At 41.1% G+C, this 18565-nt stretch carries 18 protein-coding genes; 1 reads left to right on the top strand and 17 read right to left on the bottom strand.

Annotation, left to right across the window (positions count from 1 at the left end):
• Window positions 1-135 precede the first annotated feature (135 nt).
• The 3 genes from VB836_RS14265 to VB836_RS14255 all read right to left on the bottom strand — a co-directional run bounded on the left by VB836_RS14265 (window position 136) and on the right by VB836_RS14255 (window position 9804).
• Window positions 136-4044 (bottom strand): Eco57I restriction-modification methylase domain-containing protein, encoded by a 3909-nt coding sequence (locus VB836_RS14265; RefSeq protein WP_323220003.1) that lies wholly within the window; start codon window positions 4042-4044, stop codon window positions 136-138.
• 55 nt (window positions 4045-4099) lie between these two features.
• A complete protein-coding gene (locus VB836_RS14260; protein ID WP_323220001.1) occupies window positions 4100-6922 on the bottom strand; it encodes a helicase-related protein in 2823 nt (940 codons plus the stop codon).
• A 536-nt stretch (window positions 6923-7458) separates the two neighbouring features.
• A complete protein-coding gene (locus VB836_RS14255; protein WP_323219999.1) occupies window positions 7459-9804 on the bottom strand; it encodes an NACHT domain-containing protein in 2346 nt (781 codons plus the stop codon).
• Window positions 9805-10050: 246 nt separating this feature from the next.
• Here VB836_RS14255 and VB836_RS14250 point away from each other — a divergent pair, with 246 nt between their 5' ends.
• Window positions 10051-10695, top strand: coding sequence for a hypothetical protein (locus VB836_RS14250; RefSeq protein ID WP_323219997.1), 645 nt, complete (start codon window positions 10051-10053; stop codon window positions 10693-10695).
• An 848-nt stretch (window positions 10696-11543) separates the two neighbouring features.
• Here VB836_RS14250 and VB836_RS14245 read toward each other — a convergent pair.
• The 14 genes from VB836_RS14245 to VB836_RS14180 all read right to left on the bottom strand — a co-directional run bounded on the left by VB836_RS14245 (window position 11544) and on the right by VB836_RS14180 (window position 18491).
• Entirely contained in the window at window positions 11544-11903 is a 360-nt protein-coding gene (locus tag VB836_RS14245) for a DUF427 domain-containing protein (protein WP_323219995.1), read from the bottom strand.
• A 226-nt stretch (window positions 11904-12129) separates the two neighbouring features.
• Window positions 12130-12252: a hypothetical protein gene (locus VB836_RS14240; protein WP_323219993.1), complete on the bottom strand. Its 123-nt coding sequence runs from the start codon at window positions 12250-12252 to the stop codon at window positions 12130-12132.
• A gap of 106 nt (window positions 12253-12358) precedes the next feature.
• Window positions 12359-12586, bottom strand: coding sequence for a hypothetical protein (locus VB836_RS14235; RefSeq protein WP_323219991.1), 228 nt, complete (start codon window positions 12584-12586; stop codon window positions 12359-12361).
• A gap of 268 nt (window positions 12587-12854) precedes the next feature.
• Window positions 12855-14156: a hypothetical protein gene (locus VB836_RS14230; protein ID WP_323219989.1), complete on the bottom strand. Its 1302-nt coding sequence runs from the start codon at window positions 14154-14156 to the stop codon at window positions 12855-12857.
• Between the two features lie 235 nt (window positions 14157-14391).
• Window positions 14392-14514, bottom strand: a complete 123-nt coding sequence (locus VB836_RS14225) for a hypothetical protein (protein ID WP_323219987.1) — start codon at window positions 14512-14514, stop codon at window positions 14392-14394.
• Between the two features lie 18 nt (window positions 14515-14532).
• Complete coding sequence (locus tag VB836_RS14220; protein ID WP_323219985.1) at window positions 14533-14955, bottom strand: hypothetical protein; 423 nt, start codon at window positions 14953-14955, stop codon at window positions 14533-14535.
• Between the two features lie 4 nt (window positions 14956-14959).
• A complete protein-coding gene (locus VB836_RS14215; protein WP_323219984.1) occupies window positions 14960-15991 on the bottom strand; it encodes an ATP-binding protein in 1032 nt (343 codons plus the stop codon).
• A complete protein-coding gene (locus tag VB836_RS14210) occupies window positions 15979-16242 on the bottom strand; it encodes a hypothetical protein (RefSeq protein ID WP_323219982.1) in 264 nt (87 codons plus the stop codon). Before VB836_RS14210 ends, VB836_RS14215 begins: the two co-directional genes overlap by 13 nt.
• A gap of 167 nt (window positions 16243-16409) precedes the next feature.
• A complete protein-coding gene (locus VB836_RS14205; RefSeq protein ID WP_323219980.1) occupies window positions 16410-16949 on the bottom strand; it encodes a hypothetical protein in 540 nt (179 codons plus the stop codon).
• Between the two features lie 9 nt (window positions 16950-16958).
• The gene (locus VB836_RS14200; RefSeq protein ID WP_323219978.1) at window positions 16959-17243 is read right to left on the bottom strand and encodes a hypothetical protein; all 285 of its coding nucleotides are present in this window, start codon (window positions 17241-17243) and stop codon (window positions 16959-16961) included.
• Between the two features lie 59 nt (window positions 17244-17302).
• Entirely contained in the window at window positions 17303-17464 is a 162-nt protein-coding gene (locus VB836_RS14195; protein WP_323219976.1) for a hypothetical protein, read from the bottom strand.
• A 53-nt stretch (window positions 17465-17517) separates the two neighbouring features.
• Window positions 17518-17979, bottom strand: coding sequence for a hypothetical protein (locus VB836_RS14190; RefSeq protein ID WP_323219974.1), 462 nt, complete (start codon window positions 17977-17979; stop codon window positions 17518-17520).
• 33 nt (window positions 17980-18012) lie between these two features.
• A complete protein-coding gene (locus VB836_RS14185; protein ID WP_323219973.1) occupies window positions 18013-18267 on the bottom strand; it encodes a hypothetical protein in 255 nt (84 codons plus the stop codon).
• A 5-nt stretch (window positions 18268-18272) separates the two neighbouring features.
• Window positions 18273-18491 carry a hypothetical protein gene (locus VB836_RS14180; RefSeq protein ID WP_323219971.1) on the bottom strand — a complete coding sequence of 73 codons (219 nt, stop codon included), beginning with the start codon at window positions 18489-18491 and terminating at the stop codon, window positions 18273-18275.
• Window positions 18492-18565: the final 74 nt, after the last annotated feature.

The following is an 18565-nucleotide window of genomic DNA, read 5'->3' as shown; positions in this document are numbered from 1 at the left end:
TCCCATCCTATCCCAAGCCTCCAGTACGGACATAACATTATGATGATAGTACGGACATAACATTATGATGATAGTACGGACATAACATTATGATGATAGTACGGACATAATATATTATGTCCGTACATAATAATATTATGTCCGTACATATCCCATCCTATCCCAAGCCTCCAATACTAATCTTTGGGTGCGATATTCTCCATATTTCCTCATCTCGTTATTTTTAAGAACACGGAAAGTTTCACTGGGAAATTCAGCACCATAAACATCCGCAGGATCTAATATATAACGCAGTTCATCACGGGTTAAACCGTATAATTTGGCATATTTAGCATCGAGTTCCGCTCTTAATATAGCGCGTCTTTCTTCATCCCAAATAAACGGTTCTCCGTCATATCCCATATCTTCTGCAAAGAGTTTCATATCATAAGCAGTGTAAACGAGTTCAAGGACTCGACTGCTGATAAATTCGATATCTTCTGGGGTGTACCAGTCGGGAGGGATAACGGGAAGTTGTTTGACAATGAAAAAATTCATGTGTGTTCCACCTACTTTGTGACGAGTTACAAAATCAAAAGTCAAACTGCTAAAATTTGCAACTAAACAAGTAGCTAAAATAGCTTTATTTTTTTCTATAATAATTAACGGAGCATTATTACCTACCGCAACTCTCGGTAATAAACTAAATATTGCTGTACGTTCATTAGTTGCATTAGTAATATCTCTCCATCCTAGCAACCATTTTTTATCCCACTTTTGCGCTAACTTATTTTCAACTTCCTTTTTATTTACCCAATAACGAGGATTAATCGTAAAATCAGGATCGCGCCGTTCTAAGTCCGTGACATCACGATTATTATTATCATCGATATAAGTCGCCCAACGATGATTAAATTGATGAAACATTTTTGCTTCATATAATGGTATTAAACCATCACTCACTTCATTTTTAAATAAACCACTATCATTTGCCATGTGAAACATTGCCATAAATGAAATCCCCCAAGGGTTAACTCCCGTTTCTTCATTTTCTAAAACAGGCACATTTTGATAGATTTTTTTAGTTAATTCTGCATCTTGACGAGTTCTAAAAACTGGACAAGTTAAAGTATTCGGATTAATTAACGCAATATCTTGGGGTGCAAGAGTAAATCTTCTTTCCTGGTCATTCAGATGTGATGGTCTAGTTAAATAGAAAGAAAATTCAATATTTGCAGTAGATTTTTGTTTTGTCATCGTTAATGCACAAAAGTGTGGGTGTGTGCGATGAATACCCTCAAAAATTCCTTCAAGATTAACAAAATCAAAGAAAGAAACTAGATTTTGAGTTTTGATTAGATCTCCAAAAAAATACTTGCTAGTATCATCTGTTGCAATACCACTTTGCACAATTACCCCAACTCTCCCCTGAGAAGAAATTAACTTTCTCGTAGTTTCAGCAAATACCGCATAAGTGTTAATATCTCCCACAGCAGTTAAAGGAAACCGTCCCGACTCCCGAATAAACTTACCTTGTGCTTCAGCATCATGTTTCGCCGCTTGAAACTCCTGTAATAACTCAGGATTCGTTTGAGATAACAGCTTAATTAACTTCTCTCTCGCCGCCTTATTTTGTGCGTTAGCAATATCAGCACTTTTAGCAGCAAAAAACTCCTTTTCCTGTAATTTAATTCGTTCCCAAGGAGGATTACCCAAAACACAATCAAACCCGCCTAGATCCCCCCTTAATCCTCCCTTAGTAAAGGGGGAAATAGTTTGCTCCCCCCTTAGCAAGGGGGGTTGGGGGGGATCAAACACATCAGGAAACTCCACAGACCAATGAAAAAACCGCTTTTCTTCTGCTAACTTGTTTGCAGCATCAACTAATTGTTTTGTAACGGGATTTCCACCTAATAACTGTTTTAACGCTTCCGTTGTCGGTAATAGCTGTAAATTCTGTTCTGTTAAGGGTGTAAAAAACGCAGCCGTCCATAAATTACACGCCGAATAATCACGCCACCACCCTGTATTATTTTCACTATGGTTTTGTTGATATTGGCTTTGTTTTTGCTTAATTTCCTTCGGAGTTGTTTCCGATATTTCCGCAAACTCTCGCCATTTTTCTATATATTGACTCCGTTCAGCTTCCACGTCAACAAAATTCAACGACCCTTGACCCACTTCTATATTTTTCTTCTCTTTTTTATTCCGATTTTTAAATAAAGTCGCCAACTTTTTATCATCCCCCGTCACCGCTTTAAAAGCATCATCCGGTATCCCCTCATCTAAACAGGAAATATCCAACACCCCCACTAAGGAATTCCCACACTTAATTCTATGGTCTAAAAAGTTCAAAGGTAAACCCCGACAAAACCCTTCTATCCATAACGCCACCTTGCATAAATCCACCGCCAACGGGTTGAAATCTACCCCATAAATACAATGTTGAACAACATCTCTAATCGCCTGTCTTAATGCTTCTGGTGCAGGCTGAGGTTCACCTGTTCTAATGATAGCTAATTCCTTACCAATTCTTCTCGCCGCAGCTAACAAAAAATGACCCGAACCACAAGCGGGGTCACAGACTTTTAAACTTAATAAAGCTTGTTCTAATCTTCCTTTTTCTGACTCCCGTAACTTTTCCTCAATTACAGGTTCTAAAGCACTTTTAATGAGTTGTGCGACTAACTCAGGTGGTGTATAATAGGAACCCGTCGTTTTGCGATCGCTTCCGATCACCAACAGAAACTCATACACGCCATTTTGTTGTCTAAATTGCGGCGTAAAATCCAATAAACTTTCATACACACTCCCCAATTCTTCTACATCCAACGCCCCATAATTCACCCGTCGCAACTGTCCTTTATTTTCATATAAAGATAACTCCCGAATTGACATCAATAAATCATGATTATCAATCCCACATCCTTCTAAAAGTTTTAACGTTTTCTCGCCAAATAAATCCCCATTCAACGGCGATAACCCTAACACCTCACCCCGCCAATTTTCATTAAATAAGGCAAAAGTCACGGTTAAACCTTGCCAAATATCCTGAAATCCTTCGCGGCGATAACTCGGACGTTCTGCTAATGCTCTTAACCGTTCTATGCTATAATATTCTCGATAAATTCTCACTTTTTCTGCATCTTCTCCCGCCAATAATAAATTACGGGATTCTGCGACCATCAAAAATAATAACCGATAAATTAGAAACAATAATAATCGATAAAATTCTTTAGCGGTTAACTGTTGTTCTGTGATTAATTGCCGAATTTGTTGGTTTTTGGTATTTTGTAAAAAACCCGTTCCTAACCGCACAATTGCCCGTTCAACCCCATCCCGTAACCTATCCCGAACTCGTCCCCCTTGCTGTAAGGTTTCCTGGTGATAAAACTCCAATAAACATTCATCTGTATCCTCAATTCCTTGGGGTAATCTTGTCCGGTGAAATAATCGATAAAATATCCCAAATTCTGCAAAATTTTCCCCATTGAGAATTTGTTCTAAATCAAACTCAATATAAGTTAAACGAGTCATTAAAGAACAATCTCGCAACAGTCGCCAGCGTAACCCATTGGTAACAATACCCCATAAATGCTCTGTACGGTTTAAATATTCTTGCATTAACGCATGGGCGGAGAGTCGAGGAGTCCCAGAGGGGGGACGTTTTTCTAAAGTAGTCCGACAGCCAATAATGTGAATGGGCGGTTGATTTTCTCCCTCCTCAACCCGATGGGAAATCGCAAAAGTTTGTTCATCAACAATTTCAGCTTTCGGTTGATAAATCGGGTTATATCCCAACAACTTTAATAACGGAACTGCCCAATATTCACGGGTGATACTGGTAGCGCTGTCTGTTTCATCTCGGCTTAAACGGCGTTGAAAAATATTCCATAAATCCTTCGTTTCTCCCCAAGCAAACGCAATTTCATCTTCTAATTTCTGGCTCCCAGTTAAGCCAAAATTTTCAGGTAACTGACCCTTAAAACTCCCTGAGACAATATCAATTGTCAAATCAAGGGCGATTAAATTTCCTTCTATTTGGATTCCGGTTAGAGTGGTCATGGCTAAAATTAAGGTGAAATAAAATTAAGGATTTCGGTCATTCTGTCAAGAAGAACTATTTAGGAATTAAAATATAAATACCTAAAATATCCATCGGTAACTGAGGGTTAACTTTAACTTTTCCTTCCTTTGTAATTGCTCGGACACGCTGATGAGAACTTAATAAAACCTGCGCTCGTTCTTCTGCTATCGCTTCTAAATCCGGTTCTAAATCATCCAAACGTGTTAAAATTTGATTAATCCGATTTCGTTTATTTTCTAGGGGTAAATTTCCCACAGGTTCGCAGGACTGAAGTAAATTTAAAGACTCCTCATCCGATAACCAATTAGCGTTCGCAGGACTTCCGGTAAATCCTCTGACTAACGCTTCTTCAACCAGTAACACTTGTTGTTTTGAACTTTCTAATAAATGCCGAATTCTCAATAATAAAATAACCGTTTGTTTCGCTACCCCTTCCGTCACCGTCACCCCACAACGGGCGGCGATGGGTTCCCGTTGCTGTTCATCTAAACTTTCTTCTAAAATATGACGTGCTAATCCTTCCACTAACGGATGATTTCGCCCAATATATTCAACTCCTTCCGGTGCAGGAGAAGTAAAAGAAATTAATCGCGGTTGATTGCCTAAAATCGGTTGAACACAAAGGGGAATATTCGCTAATTTCCAGCTTTTTTTCTGTTTAACTAGAGAACAACTTAACTTTTCACAAGCATTTTTAACAAACTGTTCAACATCTGTTTCACTGCCTAAAATTTGGTCAGATTCGATTAACTCTTGTTGCACTTCTTCCGGTTTAATTGTTCGTTGAGCAAAGCGAGTCCGGTTCAGTTTTTCTCGTTCTACGGCTTTATCCCAACTTTGATGAACCTCTACCAAAGGAGAATCTTGATTATCTAATAAATCAAAAATCGTTAATTGTTTGGCTTCTGCGGCTCTATCAAATAAAGATTTAAACACCGCTTCTTGGACTGTACTGCTATCCATTGGCACCGGAACTGTAATTCCTAAAGATTTATGAATTTCTACGGCTTTACGAATTAAAACTTGTAATACTGCCCCATCAATCGGGTTATCTTGACCATAAATGAGAAAACATTTAACCTGTGGTGCTATTTGTCCGTAACGGTCAATGCGTCCTTCTCGTTGTTCTAAACGGTTAGGATTCCAGGGTAAATCATAGTGAATCGCTGCGGTAAAATGTTCCTGTAAATTAATCCCTTCGCTTAAACAATCCGTAGCGACTAACAGCCGTTGGGGTGCATTTTTCAGTTCTTCTAAACGGATTTCTCGCTCATCTTCTGACTGTTCTCCCGTAATCGCAATTACCCGCAGGTTATTTTTCTTGGTTTCTAATTCCTTCAAAGCATCAGCGACATATTTAGCCGTAGCAATATAACGACACCAAATAATCGGATTTAACCCATCTTGGAGTAAGGTTTTAACCAGGGTTTTAACCTGTTGTAATTTGCGGTCAGCTTTCCCTTGTAGTTGTTCAGCAAGTTTGACAAATTCTCGTAATTTGCGTTTTTGCGACTCATCAAAGGTTTGTTTCCCTTTTTCCACAATTGTTGTCGGGACCACATCTAAAATTTGTTCCTGTTCAGTGGGATCATAAACATAAGTGGCGGCTAATTCTTCATTCAAATCTTCAGGCGTTTCATCCAAAGTATTATATTTTTGAGTTTGACGGCTTAAAGTGGCAATTGCTGCCGCAGGAGAAGACATCACACAGCGCAAAATTGCCAACGCCGACCAATATCTTCCCCGTCGTTGAGCATGACTCAGGGGGGTTTCCGTTGCCGTTTTCACCAGTCGCCAAGCAAAATCATAAACCGCTTCAAACAGTTGGCGGTATTCTTTAGATAGAGAGTAGGGTTCTTCTCGGGAAACTCGTTCAGGAAATGGCGTTTCATTCCCTAACCATTGTTGAACATCAATGCGTCGCCGTTGGACAAAATGACGAGCTAATTCAATGCGTTGTTTTTCGTTTAATTGGTCTAGGCTGAAGTCTTTAAATTCAGGATTCAGTAATCCTAACAAAGATAAAAAAGACGCTTCAATTCCACTGTGAGGAGTAGCGGTGAGCAGAATTAAATGTTGATTGGATTTTTCAGCAATTTTTTGGACGAGTTGATGCCGTTGTTGTTGAGTGCTACGTTCTCCGCCTGTATGAGTACAGGTATGGGCTTCATCGACAATTACTAAATCGGGACAATGAACAAGAAAACTCTCTCGGCGACGGTCAGATTTGGCATAATCTAAACTGACAATCAGATGGGGATAATAACTAAAAATATGACTATCTCCAGCAGGCAACCCTCGTTCGAGCTTGGAAACCGTACCAGAACGCACGACAACCGCATCAATATGAAATTTTTGTTTCAGTTCCCGTTGCCATTGGTCGCACAGTTGAGGAGGGCATAAAACCGCCAGTCGTTTGGCTTCTCCTCGGTCTAACAGTTCGCGGATAATCAACCCCGCTTCGATGGTTTTGCCAATCCCCACATCATCAGCAATGAGTAACCGTACCGTTTCTAACCGCAATGCCATCAATAAAGGAACCAGTTGATAGGGCCGTGGACGCACCGATAAGCGCCCTAAACAGCGAAATGGCCCTGCCCCACTGCGGAGACTGAGGCGGGTGGCATCCATCAGCAGTTGGGCCGCCGTGTGGTTTTGAATCGTTTCCGGGTTGGGGGGGTCAAATTGGGCAGGTTCAATGGTTTCTAAGCCGAGGCGGGTGAAAATCCCACAGATTTGTTCTTCGTTACCACTAAGGGGCCGTAACCGGATGACTTCCTGGTTTTCGGAGGGAAGTACCACCCATTGGCGATCGCGACAAATAACAATAGATCCGGGGGTTGCTGCTGCGCTCATACCTGAACAATTTTTAAGTTATAGTTCTTTGAAGGCTTCAAGTTTGACTTAAATTTCAAGCCCTGTAGGATGGGAGATAGAAGGCAAAAGGTTTAATATTTTTTGGATGCCCGCCCCAGTATTGTACAGGAATTTACGGTTTGCCTTAGTCGGCTTTGTTATAATTCTTAGCATCAATTATCAAAATATAATATCAAAATAAATTGATTGAAGTTGTAGGGCTTTAGCCCAATTTTTATATAGCGCCCAAGCGCAACAACGGCGCAACAGGATTAAAGTATTCATTAACTTATAATATCAATATCTGCCGTTCCGCATTTGAGAAGTAATGCGTTACCCTCAAGCCGGATGCAGGAATATTCAAGTCAAAACCAAGAAACTGTGGAAATTAAAATTGAAGTAATTGATGAAAAATCTCCCTATTTGCTGGGGATTGGCTTTCAAGAATAAAATGGGGAATAGAAGCAATGCGATCGCTATCTTGGGGTCAGATATACAATCAATTCGCATAGAGTTCAGAATGAGCAAAGATTCATTTAAGTCGATGTGCGTCTTTGTTTCCACTTCTCAATCTCATCTTTGGGTAACAACAGCGTCTCCTCAATTTCTTCGCGCACTTCCGGCGATACATTACAACTGCTATTCAAACAATCTATCAGCAGTTTATTGGCATCATAATAATTCTGAAGTGATTCTTTTTGCTCGTTGCAAAACTCCCAGCGATGCCCAATATTACGATGCTCAATAAGTACAGATCTCAATTGTTCAGTCCAGGCTTGACAGTTTGCCTGCCACCATTCAACATTCTCATCCTCTTCCCACCACTCATCGTTCTCGTATTCCCACTCATCTTTCTGATTTAGATTAGGAATTTGTTCAGTAAGTCGCTGAAGGGATTGTCCCAATGGATAATTAAAAAGTCTAAAATTAAGTGTAGGCTTAAAATTAAGCATTAACCAAAGGTCAATATTGAGTTCATCGGGAAGATTTCCAGTAAGAGAAAGCTCATTTTCACTATTAGCATCAAAGTCATCAACTTCGCTAAGTAAAGCTAAGGTATCATAAGCATAGTAAGCATCAAGGCTATTAACTGGAGCAAGTCCAAGATTGAAGTAGAAAGAACGAATAGCTTCTGGTTTAAATAAAGACTGTACTAAAAGTGTCTTCTGGTTTACCCAAATTAGAAACTGCTGTAATTTATCATCAAAGGATACAAGTTTATAAATTTCTTTTCTCATCAACATTAGTAGCTCATCCGCATTTTTTAACATTTCAGCCACAAGTAAAAATACCTCACGCCACCGCTTATCAGTAATGTGACTAACGAGGTGTTGTAAACTATTTAGCCCGGAGTTTTCAACGATTTTACTGGCTGCAAAATACTCTTGAAATGTCAGGTGAGAAAAAGAGTAAATTTTATGCGCCCGTTCTACCAACAAGCCATGTTGCGCTTCAATTGATTTCAATACAGCTTCACTATCGAATTGCAACGCTTCCGGGTCATTTTTTGCATCCGGTAAACTGCGAATATACTCAGAAATATACTGCTCTAGTTCTTTCTGTTTAAAGAAATAGTCTCCCCGCTCAAATGTCGTTAGAGCAATTTGACTCAGCAAATCTTTTTTGCACCGCCATGATAAATTTCTATAAACCTGCTCCCGCTCAATCTCTCGCGTTTCATCCCATTCTTTAAGTAGAATATCGACTCCTTCTTCATAAAGTTCTGAACGATTATCAGGAAATTTATGTGATTTATAAAACACCAAACATAACAGCGTCAACAGTAAGGGATTGGTTGCCAGTTCTCGAATTCGGTTATTGTTCTCTAGCTGTTCAATCAATTCTTTTGCGTTGTCTGCTTTATTCGCTTTAAACCACTTTTCAACAAAAATTCTAATTTGTTCCCAGTCAAAATCCGCGATTTCAACATCTGTAAACTTATCGAAATTATAGTGATTGGCTGCAATCCGACAAGTTATTAGAAACTGATTCCTGTAAAACTGATCAGAAAAATCACGAACCTGTTTGATAATACGGCTATTATCCTCAAGTTTTACTTCATCCAAACCATCAAGTAAAACCAGAGTTTTACCCCGCTTTAAAATCACAGCAATTTTTTCGGCATAGACATCACAATTCAAAAAAATATCGGTGATGTATTTCAGTAAGCTCGGTTTTCCTTCTGCTTCTGCAAAGCGTTTGAGTTCAACCAATATTGGAACGCGATCGGCTTGAAATATCCCTTGATTACACTGAATGGCTAAATGTCTCAAAAATGTTGTTTTTCCCGCTCCAGGTTTACCCAACACCATCAACTTTGAATATTTCTCAACCGCTTCCAGTCCTGATATTCGTTTATCCGTTGGTTTACCCAGTCCAAAGCGATCAAAGTTTTCCGGGTTAAAGTTTTGTCGAAGTTCATCTATTTCGCCCCATTGATAACTTTGAATTTTTGTCAGAATGTTGACGTTTGTGTAGAGTTCACTCACATCAATAGGTTGTGACATGGTGAGCGCTCTCATTGTGCCGTATTGGTCTTGAATCATCTCGCACCATTTTTGGCGTACCTCTTCCACCAAGTTATTTAACTCATCCTCTGAAAGATTAGAAGTTGGAGAGGCTGAAGCCCTAGATTTCCGATACTCAGCAGTCAGAAAATTAAGCAAGCGACCATATTTACCTGGGCCTTTGCCGTTGATGCTGAACTTTTTGTAAACGTGGCTCATGCGAGTGGTAAGCGCACTATTAGTGATATGGAGTTCTGTTGCTATCTCCAATTCTGTCTTGTTACTGCTAAACCCAATCACGAAAGCATCCTCTTGCTCTGGCGAAAGCGCATACCTACGAGCCATCTCAATTAAAAAGTCACGCGGTAGTGGCATTGACTAACCTCTCCATTAGCTGAAAGCGAGTTCAGTAGCTTCATTCTGCCTTAAATCACAGTTAAGGCTGCTCTAATATTACTTATTGTGTACTTATTGTGGAACAAGAATGGCGTGCAATAGCAGGCTAAAACTGAAGATTGTAGATATGTAAGCCTAAGTCAGTCTAAGTCAGCCTCAACATCAGAGATATCTCCAAAAACAAATTGCGAGATTGAATTAAGCAATTTTTTGGAGATTCTTTTCATGAAATCAACCTACATCAATAGACGGTTTTACTACAAAGATAAAAACGGCATTCGATTACCTGCCGTCACCACAATACTCAAGGCTACACAGCCAATTGAGTCTAAAGTTGCTCTTTCTAACTGGCGCAAAAAAGTTGGAAATACACAAGCAAATCGCATCGCTTCAACGGGCCGACGTCGGGCCGAACTATTGCATCGATGGGTGAAGGAATATTTGCAAGGGTTTTCTCCGGTAGCTTCGAGCCTAATTCAACCCTATTGTTATAGCCTTCAGTCCTTCTTAGGAAAACTCAGTGATATTCAATTAGTTGATACAGTTGTACCCAATTATGTAGAAAAATACGCGGGTAAAGTTGATTTAGTTGCCCGGTATCAAAGCATTCCATTCACCATTGAGTTAATGACAGCCGAACAACCCAAACGGGGAGTAGATGAACTTTACGATAAGCCCTTAGAAATTGTCGCCTACAATGCCGCAATTAACCGATGCTACGGAGAGAGTTTGTTTGGCTCTAAAGTTGTGAACTCGCTGATTGTTGTAGCCCTTCGAGATCGGGATGCCCAAACATTTCCGTTTGAACGTCAACAATTGCTCAACTATTGGCAAAAGTGGCTAAAAAGACTAAACTGCTTTGTAGAATAAGTAGAGTTTTGGAGTGAATAGGTGGACGGGGTGGAGACGGAGTTTGATAACTTTCAACTTCTCTGAAAGATGAATGACATCATCCGGTTGAGCGGTACGCTCTTTAGAGTGTTTGAGGTGATAACTTATCCATATCAAGTAAGTTCAAACTCAACAAAATTATAAATTCTGAATTCTGAAAGGAACTCCCGGAGAGGAGAACAAAGCTCTCTATCCTCTAAGAATTAATCTTTTTTCTCATGGAGAATTTCTCATTGAGAATAGAGTCCAAACTTTCTGGCAATCAATTTATAATTCATAATTTTACATTCAGAATTCAGTTAAAGCTGTTTTTCATACCAAATCCGCTTATTGCTGAACTAATTGCTAAATGGCAGAACTGTCTTCGTTTCATACTCCTCAAATGCGGGTGAATCTACTGAGTTTTCTAAAGGTTAAAGGATTATTGATGATTAAATCATAATTTAATCTACATTTTCATTAATAATTAGAATATAAACCCTTGAAATTGTGAAGTTGTATGAGTGACTTGAAACGCTCTTGGATTGTTGTCCACTATGAAACCGAGTTGACCGCAGAAACGGAGGATGAGGTTAGGGATGAAAAAAAGGAGAGAGTTGTCGGTTGAAAGGAGGGAAAATTCATCAATAACCTTCTTTTTGGAGGATTGAATTCAATTCAAATCGATTGATGCGATCGCTTCTATTAATCGAATAGCTCAAAGCGGACTAACTTCAAGTTGCCGACCCGTCTCTCAACACAACCAACGTGTCGGCGATCGCATGAGTCCCACAACTTCTTCTCAAACTGCGATCGCTTCAATGGGTTTAGAATAAAGATAGATATTCCTAAATCATTTCAATCCTATCAACACGGTTAGGATAAAAAGCGAGGTACTCTTTGATTTGTTCAACCGCCTGATCGGGATTTTCATAAGACCAAATGGCATTTTCGGCTGTTTTACCATCGACCGTAATGCTAAAATAACTAGCATCTCCCTTGTAAGGACAATGGGTGGAATGTTGGGTTGGCTGTAACCGCTCCATTGCCACATCGCTGCGAGGAATGTACTGCACGGGTGGTGACATTCCTTCCCTCAGTTCCAAAGCTTGGGTTGTGTCTGCTATCGTCTGTCCGTTAAAGGTGACTTTGACTCGCTTCGGTTGAGGAGCGATCTTGATTAGATGATTTGCGCCTGGCATTTTCATTAGCTGATCAACTACAACATTTTCAAGATATCAGATTGGGAGACGCTGAGAATATTAAGCATTCACATGACAATTCCTGACAACTCTGGGTTGCGACTATTAACAAACCCGTGAGTCGCCCAATGGATAATTCGATGAATAAACATTTGCCGCTTCACCTGCCAATTGGCTGATTGCGCCAGTTTAACGGCTTGTTGAAAGGTGGCGATCGCTTCTGATTTTTTATCTAAAATTGAGATCCTAATTCTAGGGCTTGTCGATCAGCAGAGTTTTCTAACAGTTCTCCGGCTTCATTACAACTTTGAATAGCTTGTTGATCTTCTCCAATATCTTGATAAAATTTACCCAACTTAAAAATCTTGGACAAATTGTTAGGTTTCAATTGTAGAGGACTAACATTTCACATCCAGAAGTTGACCGTTGCTCACAATGAGTTCACCTGTGACCTAAACCTGCTAAGATATGAACTGTTCAAACCGTTTGACGGATTCTCCCAAATAGTCAGCCATCTTTCTAACTTGAGCCGATTTAAGATGCCTAAATTTTCTAGCAATTCCTCTAAAATACAAGCCTTGACCGATACTTTCGGGGGGACTGGTAAACCCGAAAATTGCGATCGCAAACAAGAGGGAACTTTTAGAAATGCTAATATTAGGGTTCTGCGAGGTTAGACTTTTTTCCACGATAAGCAGAAGATTGTGGCTACTAGGAGTTCAAACAACGCCAAGCCCAACTGAAAACTTCGGGCGATATCTTCCGTATAAAAAACACTTTTTGTTCGTAGTTCTGACAGTTTTTCAGAGCCTCAATAATATCCTCAATCGTTCCCCAGTGAAATTTAGAAGGAATATCATCAACCTCAGAAATTTCCAGAAATTGGTCGAATCTTTTCAGTTTGGCAATTGCTAAGGAGTCAATCGCTTAGTTGGCTTTGTTTTGATGTGCAGATCTCTAACTTCCAATTCCCCGCATAATCGCTTGTAAATATTCAACTTGCTGAGGTGAAATAGGGTCTTGGGGATGTTCATCAGGGTAAGTTTCCGGGGTTTCCAACGCCAACGCTTCCACTTCTTCTAGAGACAGTTGCTTAATTTCATCAAAGGGACGTTCCAAACCGTTTGTAAAATAGACACTCAAACCTTGACCCAAATCCGATACCCGCTCAATTAAACTATTGCGCTTTTCTTTTCCCCAATTTTCACCAACCCACGTCCACCAATAATCCCGACTCATCGCACCAGAGATATTTTGTTCGACCTTAATTCCTTCCTTGAGCGCTCGAATTAAATACCCCGTAGGATTCTTCATCCAGCCCTGTTTTAACCCCTGTTTAACGGCTTTAATTGCCCCGGTAATGTTTTCCGGGTATCGCCTCATTACCCACTCCACTGAACCCAACTGAATCGGCTTGAAAGGCGGACGAATGGATTGATTCAGTTTTGTGATTAATTCGGCGTGGCTGGAATTTTGGGGCGGGGTGGTGGGTTGAAAATCTTCTGAAATTTCTTGATTTGTGGAGAAGTTTTCAGATTCCCCAATTTCTGGATGGGTTGTAAATTTTTCACATTCTGAAACTTCTTCGGATTCTAAAACTTCTGGTTTTTCTAATAATTCTTGGCGGTTTGAAAGTTCCTGATTGTTGGAAAACTCTTGAGTTTCTAAAAATACTTCTTTTTCTGGGCTTTCCCCTCTTTCCGAAAAAATTTCTAATCCTCGAACACACACACATTTTTCTAATGGGGCTTTCTCTTGGTGTGTAAGGGAGGATTTAGAAAGGTTTGAGTAAGAGTTAAGATCCGTCTGATTTTCAACATCTACCGTCTGATATTTTAAGGGGTAGCCGTCTGATTTGTCGTAGCTAGGAGTCAAAATTTCATTGTCAACTTTTTCCCGAAGTTTTGGGAAATTAATCTGGTACATCTTGCGGGTGTCGGTGGGATATCGCTTTTCATGGGGAAGCAAATTTCTACGGCGTATATAGCCATCTTTAATTAAATCTTTGAGGTGTCGCCCGATGGTATCTCGACAATAACCAAAAGCTTTCCCAATCTGTTGATAAGAAGCACAAATCCAACCCGTTTCACCTTTTGATATGTGCCAGGAATCTAACCAGCTAAGAATGCAGGCTTTCACCTTACTGCGCCTTTTCCAAACCTCTAAAAACTCTACAAGGAGATTGGAGGGGTGACGTACAACTCCTAATGTTGCGGTGGTAAACTGTGCAGTTTTTGAAGTAGTCGTTAAGTTTTTCATGGGTGTTATCCTTGAAAATTCTTAAACGAAGGCAGAAGGCAGGAGGCAGCGCGAACTCCGGTCTTGGCGGTTTCCGTCGAGGAGGAAGTTCGCAAGAGAGAGGGCAGAAGGTTTGGATTGTTGAGGATCTGAAAAAAGCTCGGGAATCGAGTTTGCCCTTCGGGTTCGCCAGTTCCTTCAAGTTTGAAGCCCTTTTTCTGACTTCTAACTTCTGACTTGCGCGTAGCGCCATATATCAACCCTCTGCCATCTCTCTTACGAACTTCGCTCTCTTGCGAACTTTGCTCTCGGCGGAAACCGCCGGGCCGCAAGTTCGCGCTCTCGACCATTCCGCCAAGTCGCGAGTTCGCGCTGCCATCTGCCATCTGCCTTCGATTTAAAAAGGAGGTAAATATAACTGATAGGCGTGAAATAATCCTCGATAAGTGTGTTGAGTATCGGGGTCAACAAAACTCACCCACCAATTACCCGGACTGCATTCAAACTCCTGTTCAACAGTTCCCAACTGACCTGTATGAATCCCCTTGTCGTCAAACAGGATTTCCACAACGGTTCCCGGTTGCAGTTGATTGTGAATCTTTTCTTGTAGACGTTCAAAACATCCGAGTACCAGTTGGGATTGCTCTTTTAACTGTTGATATTCGCTTTCAACGCACATCAGTCTTTTTTCTAATTGCCAAAGTGGGGAGTCAGAATGATTAATCCGAATACTTTCTAATTGATTGACTTGACATTTAAGTTGATGATTTTCCTGGAGGAGTTTATCGAGTTGACTTTGTATCTTTTCCACCCCAAGCATCCGTTCAAACCTCCATAATCTCATCTACCCCATCAGCAACAATGGCGGGATAGCCCGGATGATTGAGAATATACGCTTTCCTGGGGTCGCTTTTCTCCCAGAAGTTTGAGACGTGTTTCTGTGCGGATTTACACAATTTAATCACGGCAAAACTGGTTCTCACTTCAGCAGAAATGTCAATATCGTCGGCGTTGGGGGAGTGGGAAATGCCGAGAAATAACATATCCCGCTTCCTCCCCTCCGTTGACAACCTCGAAAGCGCATCCCCGACTCTTTTGGGATCGGAAAATCGCTTTTTGCAGGATAATAATTCATCGGTGATGACGAGGACTTTTCGACCATTTGGCAATCCCAATCGCTTGCGTTCGTGTCTGGCATCGAGTTCTTTGAGCAAGGATGCGATCGCCCGTTCAATCTCCTCGATTCTGGAAATGGCTTGCAGTCTGGCTTCCGCCCACTGGTCGTTGAAATGGGGGTCGAGAACGATGATTTCTGCGGGTGCGCTTTCAGTTAACATCCCCGCAATTTCCACCGCCGAACTGGTCTTTCCCGCCCCCGAATTCCCGGTGATCAGGATTCCGGTGGCTTCATCAACTAAGTACCGTTTGAGGTCAAATTTGGCTGGCTGAGGTGATGTTTCTTGAGGTAACGCCTGCCGAATAGTTCTCCCCTCCAGATAGGCGTTCATTTCCTCTATGCGGGAGGTTTCCCGATAATATTGCACCGTCGCCAAACGGTCTGCAAAGTCGTCTTCTTCCTGCAATTCCTCCAATTTCAAATAGGGTTCGACCTTTCTCAACCAATGCCCCAGTCCAATTGCGGTTGCAGATCCGGCGATCGCCACAATTGACCCAATTCCCTGAACCCAGTTGTGCCAGGTTGAGTATTTGTTGGGGAGACAGGGGGGAATGATCCAGCAGGAAAGACTGACAACCAAAGCGCCCCCGCAGAAGAAGTTGATAATCCCCGTTCCCTGACTGGCAATTCGCCTTTTGAGGTTAAAATTGTAGCTGAGTTGTTCGTTCAAAAACGCCATAAAATCACCCCCAAGATGACGGCGATAAAAGCAGAAATCAAGAAATAATGCCACTGGTTAACCGTCCATTTCAAAGTGCTGGCGATGGGGTCATCTCCCAACCATCCTCCCAATTGAAGCAGGGTAAAACTGATAAAAAAGAATCGGCTCAAACCCAGTCCAAACCCTCCAAGCGTTGCTAAAAAACTGGCAAAGGTTCCCAGTGATGCAAACAGTAAAAATTGACCCGCTAAAATTCCGACATTTGCCATAGCTTTTACAGTGAACAGTGAACAGTGAACAGTGACCAGTTAAGAGGTTACAGTGAACAGTAAGCAGAACAGTGACCAGTGAACAGTGAACAGTAATAACTAACAACTAATAACTGATAATTGATAACTGAAAAAGCTGATAACTGGTAACTGTAAACTGTAAACTGTTACCCCTCGCCCCTCAACATCGCCAATCGCTCTTTGACCTTGGATTTAATTTGATTAACCTGATGAGTTTTGGCTTCATCCAATCCCTGCAAACTTGCCTCCCTTTTGGCGTAATTCGGTCTTAAAGCGTGCAACGTGGCGGCAAATTTTGAAGTGGCGCCTTGTTTAGTATCTTCATTTCTTGCTAGGGTTTCTTGATAACCATAGTGGGCGACGTGAACTCGCGTATCGCTGGTGTCAATTGATTCGAGGTGTTTGTATGCTTTTTCGCTATGGTATGCCTCTTTCTTTTTCTCTTTTTCCAACTGCTTCAATGCAGCCTCTTCTTCTGCGGTAAAATACCGAGGGCTTTCCACCACTGGAACTGTGCGAATCGATTCAAAACTACCGGGGTTTGAAGGGCGGGGAACGCAAGAATTAGTGGGTCGTAAAGCGGTGGAAATGCTGATATTGTGTCCCCCATTTTCTATGGCACCCCCGCTTGAGTTTGTGATGGATGAACTGTTATCGTTGCCGAATAATGTGCCGAAAATTCCCATGATTAATCTCTACCAAAGTCTAATGTTTTCTAGGGTTAAAGATGCCGTCCATGCCCAGCCGAGAAACCCGCTACAAAATCGGATGATTGGGGAGAGTACGAACCGCGCAAATAACAGAATTAATCGCTTGGTTAATCTCACCAGATGACGGGCTGCAATGAGTAAAACCATCCCGCAAGCCAAACTCAAAAGAACCGCTTCCCTTTGGGCTATCTTCTTCCAGTTAAATCGGGCTAAATACCAGTTTATTGCTCGGTTCTTTCCGGTGAGTTTTCCATTAAGTAATTTGTGCATAAGAAACAACAATTGAATGAGGTTAAGTTGGGGATATTTCACCCCAGTTTCTAGCTTTGTTAACCTTTGATGTACCAGCGACAAACAAAAAGATACCAATCTATCACGAACAGTAAGAAGGCTTTTTTCAAACCCACATATTCCCTTGTCACCCCTTTTCTTAAGGCTTGCACCCGAAGGATTTCCGATGCGACGATTTTTTTGATTTCTGCGATGTTCATGTTTCCTCTTTTTGTGGGGTTAGTTGTCGATATAGTTTTCCTCGTTTTGGTATTTAATCTTCTACAAAATCCCAGCCATAATACGGACTTCCTGATTCGTAATAATCGCTCCTGGGCATCCATCCGGTATGCTCGTTATGTCCCCAGATTTGTTCTTCTTCATAATCATCTTCATCCTCATAATCATCATCCGAGTCTTCGTTACCGGGATAGGAGAAATTCTTGTGAAGAAAACCTAATCTTTCCAAGGCGAGACTTGCATATTCGCGTGAGCTATCATCGCATTCGAGCAAAAGTTTTTCGCCAATCTTGTTTCTAGCACTCAGTTCTTGAACAGCCATAATATCGTCGTACCATTCATCATAATATTCTTGTCTTTCCCGTTCAAATTCCTCATCGAAAAAATCTTGATCATCTTCCCAAGAATTGCTATTAGGTGTATATTCGTCTTGGGGGACAATATTCAAGGTATAGACGGGTTTCAATCCCAAAAATTGCCGGATTCCATTCCACATAGTTTATTCCTCCAATACTCAAGTTTTGATGGGTTAAAAAGAACTGGAAATTGCGGAGAGTAAGTTGAGAAGATTTCCCACCGATAAATCCTTGATAGACTGTTTGATTTGTGGATGAAGACTTGAGGAGGTATGCGGAAGTTGTTTGGAAATTTCTACAATTAATGAGTATTTGCCTTCTTCCGATAAGTTTTGAAAGAATGAACCGCAAATTCCTTCAATGTTGGTAATAGCTTGCTGTTCTTTCGGACTTGTTGAGGAGAGCCAATAAGTTAAGGGTTTGGTCATGGTTTTTACTCCGGTAACTGCACTGATTTGTTTTGCCAAGGGAAGGAAAAATAAATTCCCTCCGCATATTTAACGTCGTGTATTTCTGCCCGTTCTCCTTCGAGTTGGCGGGTTGTTTCTAGAATTTCAAAATCGTCGTAATGCCCCGCCATTCGGAAAAAGAATTCGGCTCCATCTTCGGGATTGTAGCCCGACACATTAGTGTGTTTGCCTCGATAAATCATTTTTTTCCTACTAAGAATTGTTGTTGATCGCGCTCAGAATCCGTAATTTTGCATGATTGATTGAGTTGAGAAAT

The sequence above is a fragment of the Limnoraphis robusta BA-68 BA1 genome (assembly GCF_034932365.1).
Lineage (GTDB): Bacteria > Cyanobacteriota > Cyanobacteriia > Cyanobacteriales > Microcoleaceae > Capilliphycus > Capilliphycus robustus.
The sequence above is the reverse complement of the archived record's forward strand: the minus strand, read 5'-3'. Positions and strand labels throughout refer to the sequence as shown.

What these genes read in the sequence shown, in the direction of transcription:
- VB836_RS14265 (WP_323220003.1), bottom strand. Translation starts at nt 4,044, where the DNA reads ATGACCACTCTAACCGGAATCCAAATAGAAGGAAATTTAATCGCCCTT.
- VB836_RS14260 (WP_323220001.1), bottom strand. Translation starts at nt 6,922, where the DNA reads ATGAGCGCAGCAGCAACCCCCGGATCTATTGTTATTTGTCGCGATCGC.
- VB836_RS14255 (WP_323219999.1), bottom strand. Translation starts at nt 9,804, where the DNA reads ATGCCACTACCGCGTGACTTTTTAATTGAGATGGCTCGTAGGTATGCG.
- VB836_RS14250 (WP_323219997.1), top strand. Translation starts at nt 10,051, where the DNA reads ATGAAATCAACCTACATCAATAGACGGTTTTACTACAAAGATAAAAAC.
- VB836_RS14245 (WP_323219995.1), bottom strand. Translation starts at nt 11,903, where the DNA reads ATGAAAATGCCAGGCGCAAATCATCTAATCAAGATCGCTCCTCAACCG.
- VB836_RS14230 (WP_323219989.1), bottom strand. Translation starts at nt 14,156, where the DNA reads ATGAAAAACTTAACGACTACTTCAAAAACTGCACAGTTTACCACCGCA.
- VB836_RS14225 (WP_323219987.1), bottom strand. Translation starts at nt 14,514, where the DNA reads ATGGCAGCGCGAACTCGCGACTTGGCGGAATGGTCGAGAGCGCGAACT.
- VB836_RS14220 (WP_323219985.1), bottom strand. Translation starts at nt 14,955, where the DNA reads ATGCTTGGGGTGGAAAAGATACAAAGTCAACTCGATAAACTCCTCCAG.
- VB836_RS14215 (WP_323219984.1), bottom strand. Translation starts at nt 15,991, where the DNA reads ATGGCGTTTTTGAACGAACAACTCAGCTACAATTTTAACCTCAAAAGG.
- VB836_RS14210 (WP_323219982.1), bottom strand. Translation starts at nt 16,242, where the DNA reads ATGGCAAATGTCGGAATTTTAGCGGGTCAATTTTTACTGTTTGCATCA.
- VB836_RS14205 (WP_323219980.1), bottom strand. Translation starts at nt 16,949, where the DNA reads ATGGGAATTTTCGGCACATTATTCGGCAACGATAACAGTTCATCCATC.
- VB836_RS14200 (WP_323219978.1), bottom strand. Translation starts at nt 17,243, where the DNA reads ATGCACAAATTACTTAATGGAAAACTCACCGGAAAGAACCGAGCAATA.
- VB836_RS14195 (WP_323219976.1), bottom strand. Translation starts at nt 17,464, where the DNA reads ATGAACATCGCAGAAATCAAAAAAATCGTCGCATCGGAAATCCTTCGG.
- VB836_RS14190 (WP_323219974.1), bottom strand. Translation starts at nt 17,979, where the DNA reads ATGTGGAATGGAATCCGGCAATTTTTGGGATTGAAACCCGTCTATACC.
- VB836_RS14185 (WP_323219973.1), bottom strand. Translation starts at nt 18,267, where the DNA reads ATGACCAAACCCTTAACTTATTGGCTCTCCTCAACAAGTCCGAAAGAA.
- VB836_RS14180 (WP_323219971.1), bottom strand. Translation starts at nt 18,491, where the DNA reads ATGATTTATCGAGGCAAACACACTAATGTGTCGGGCTACAATCCCGAA.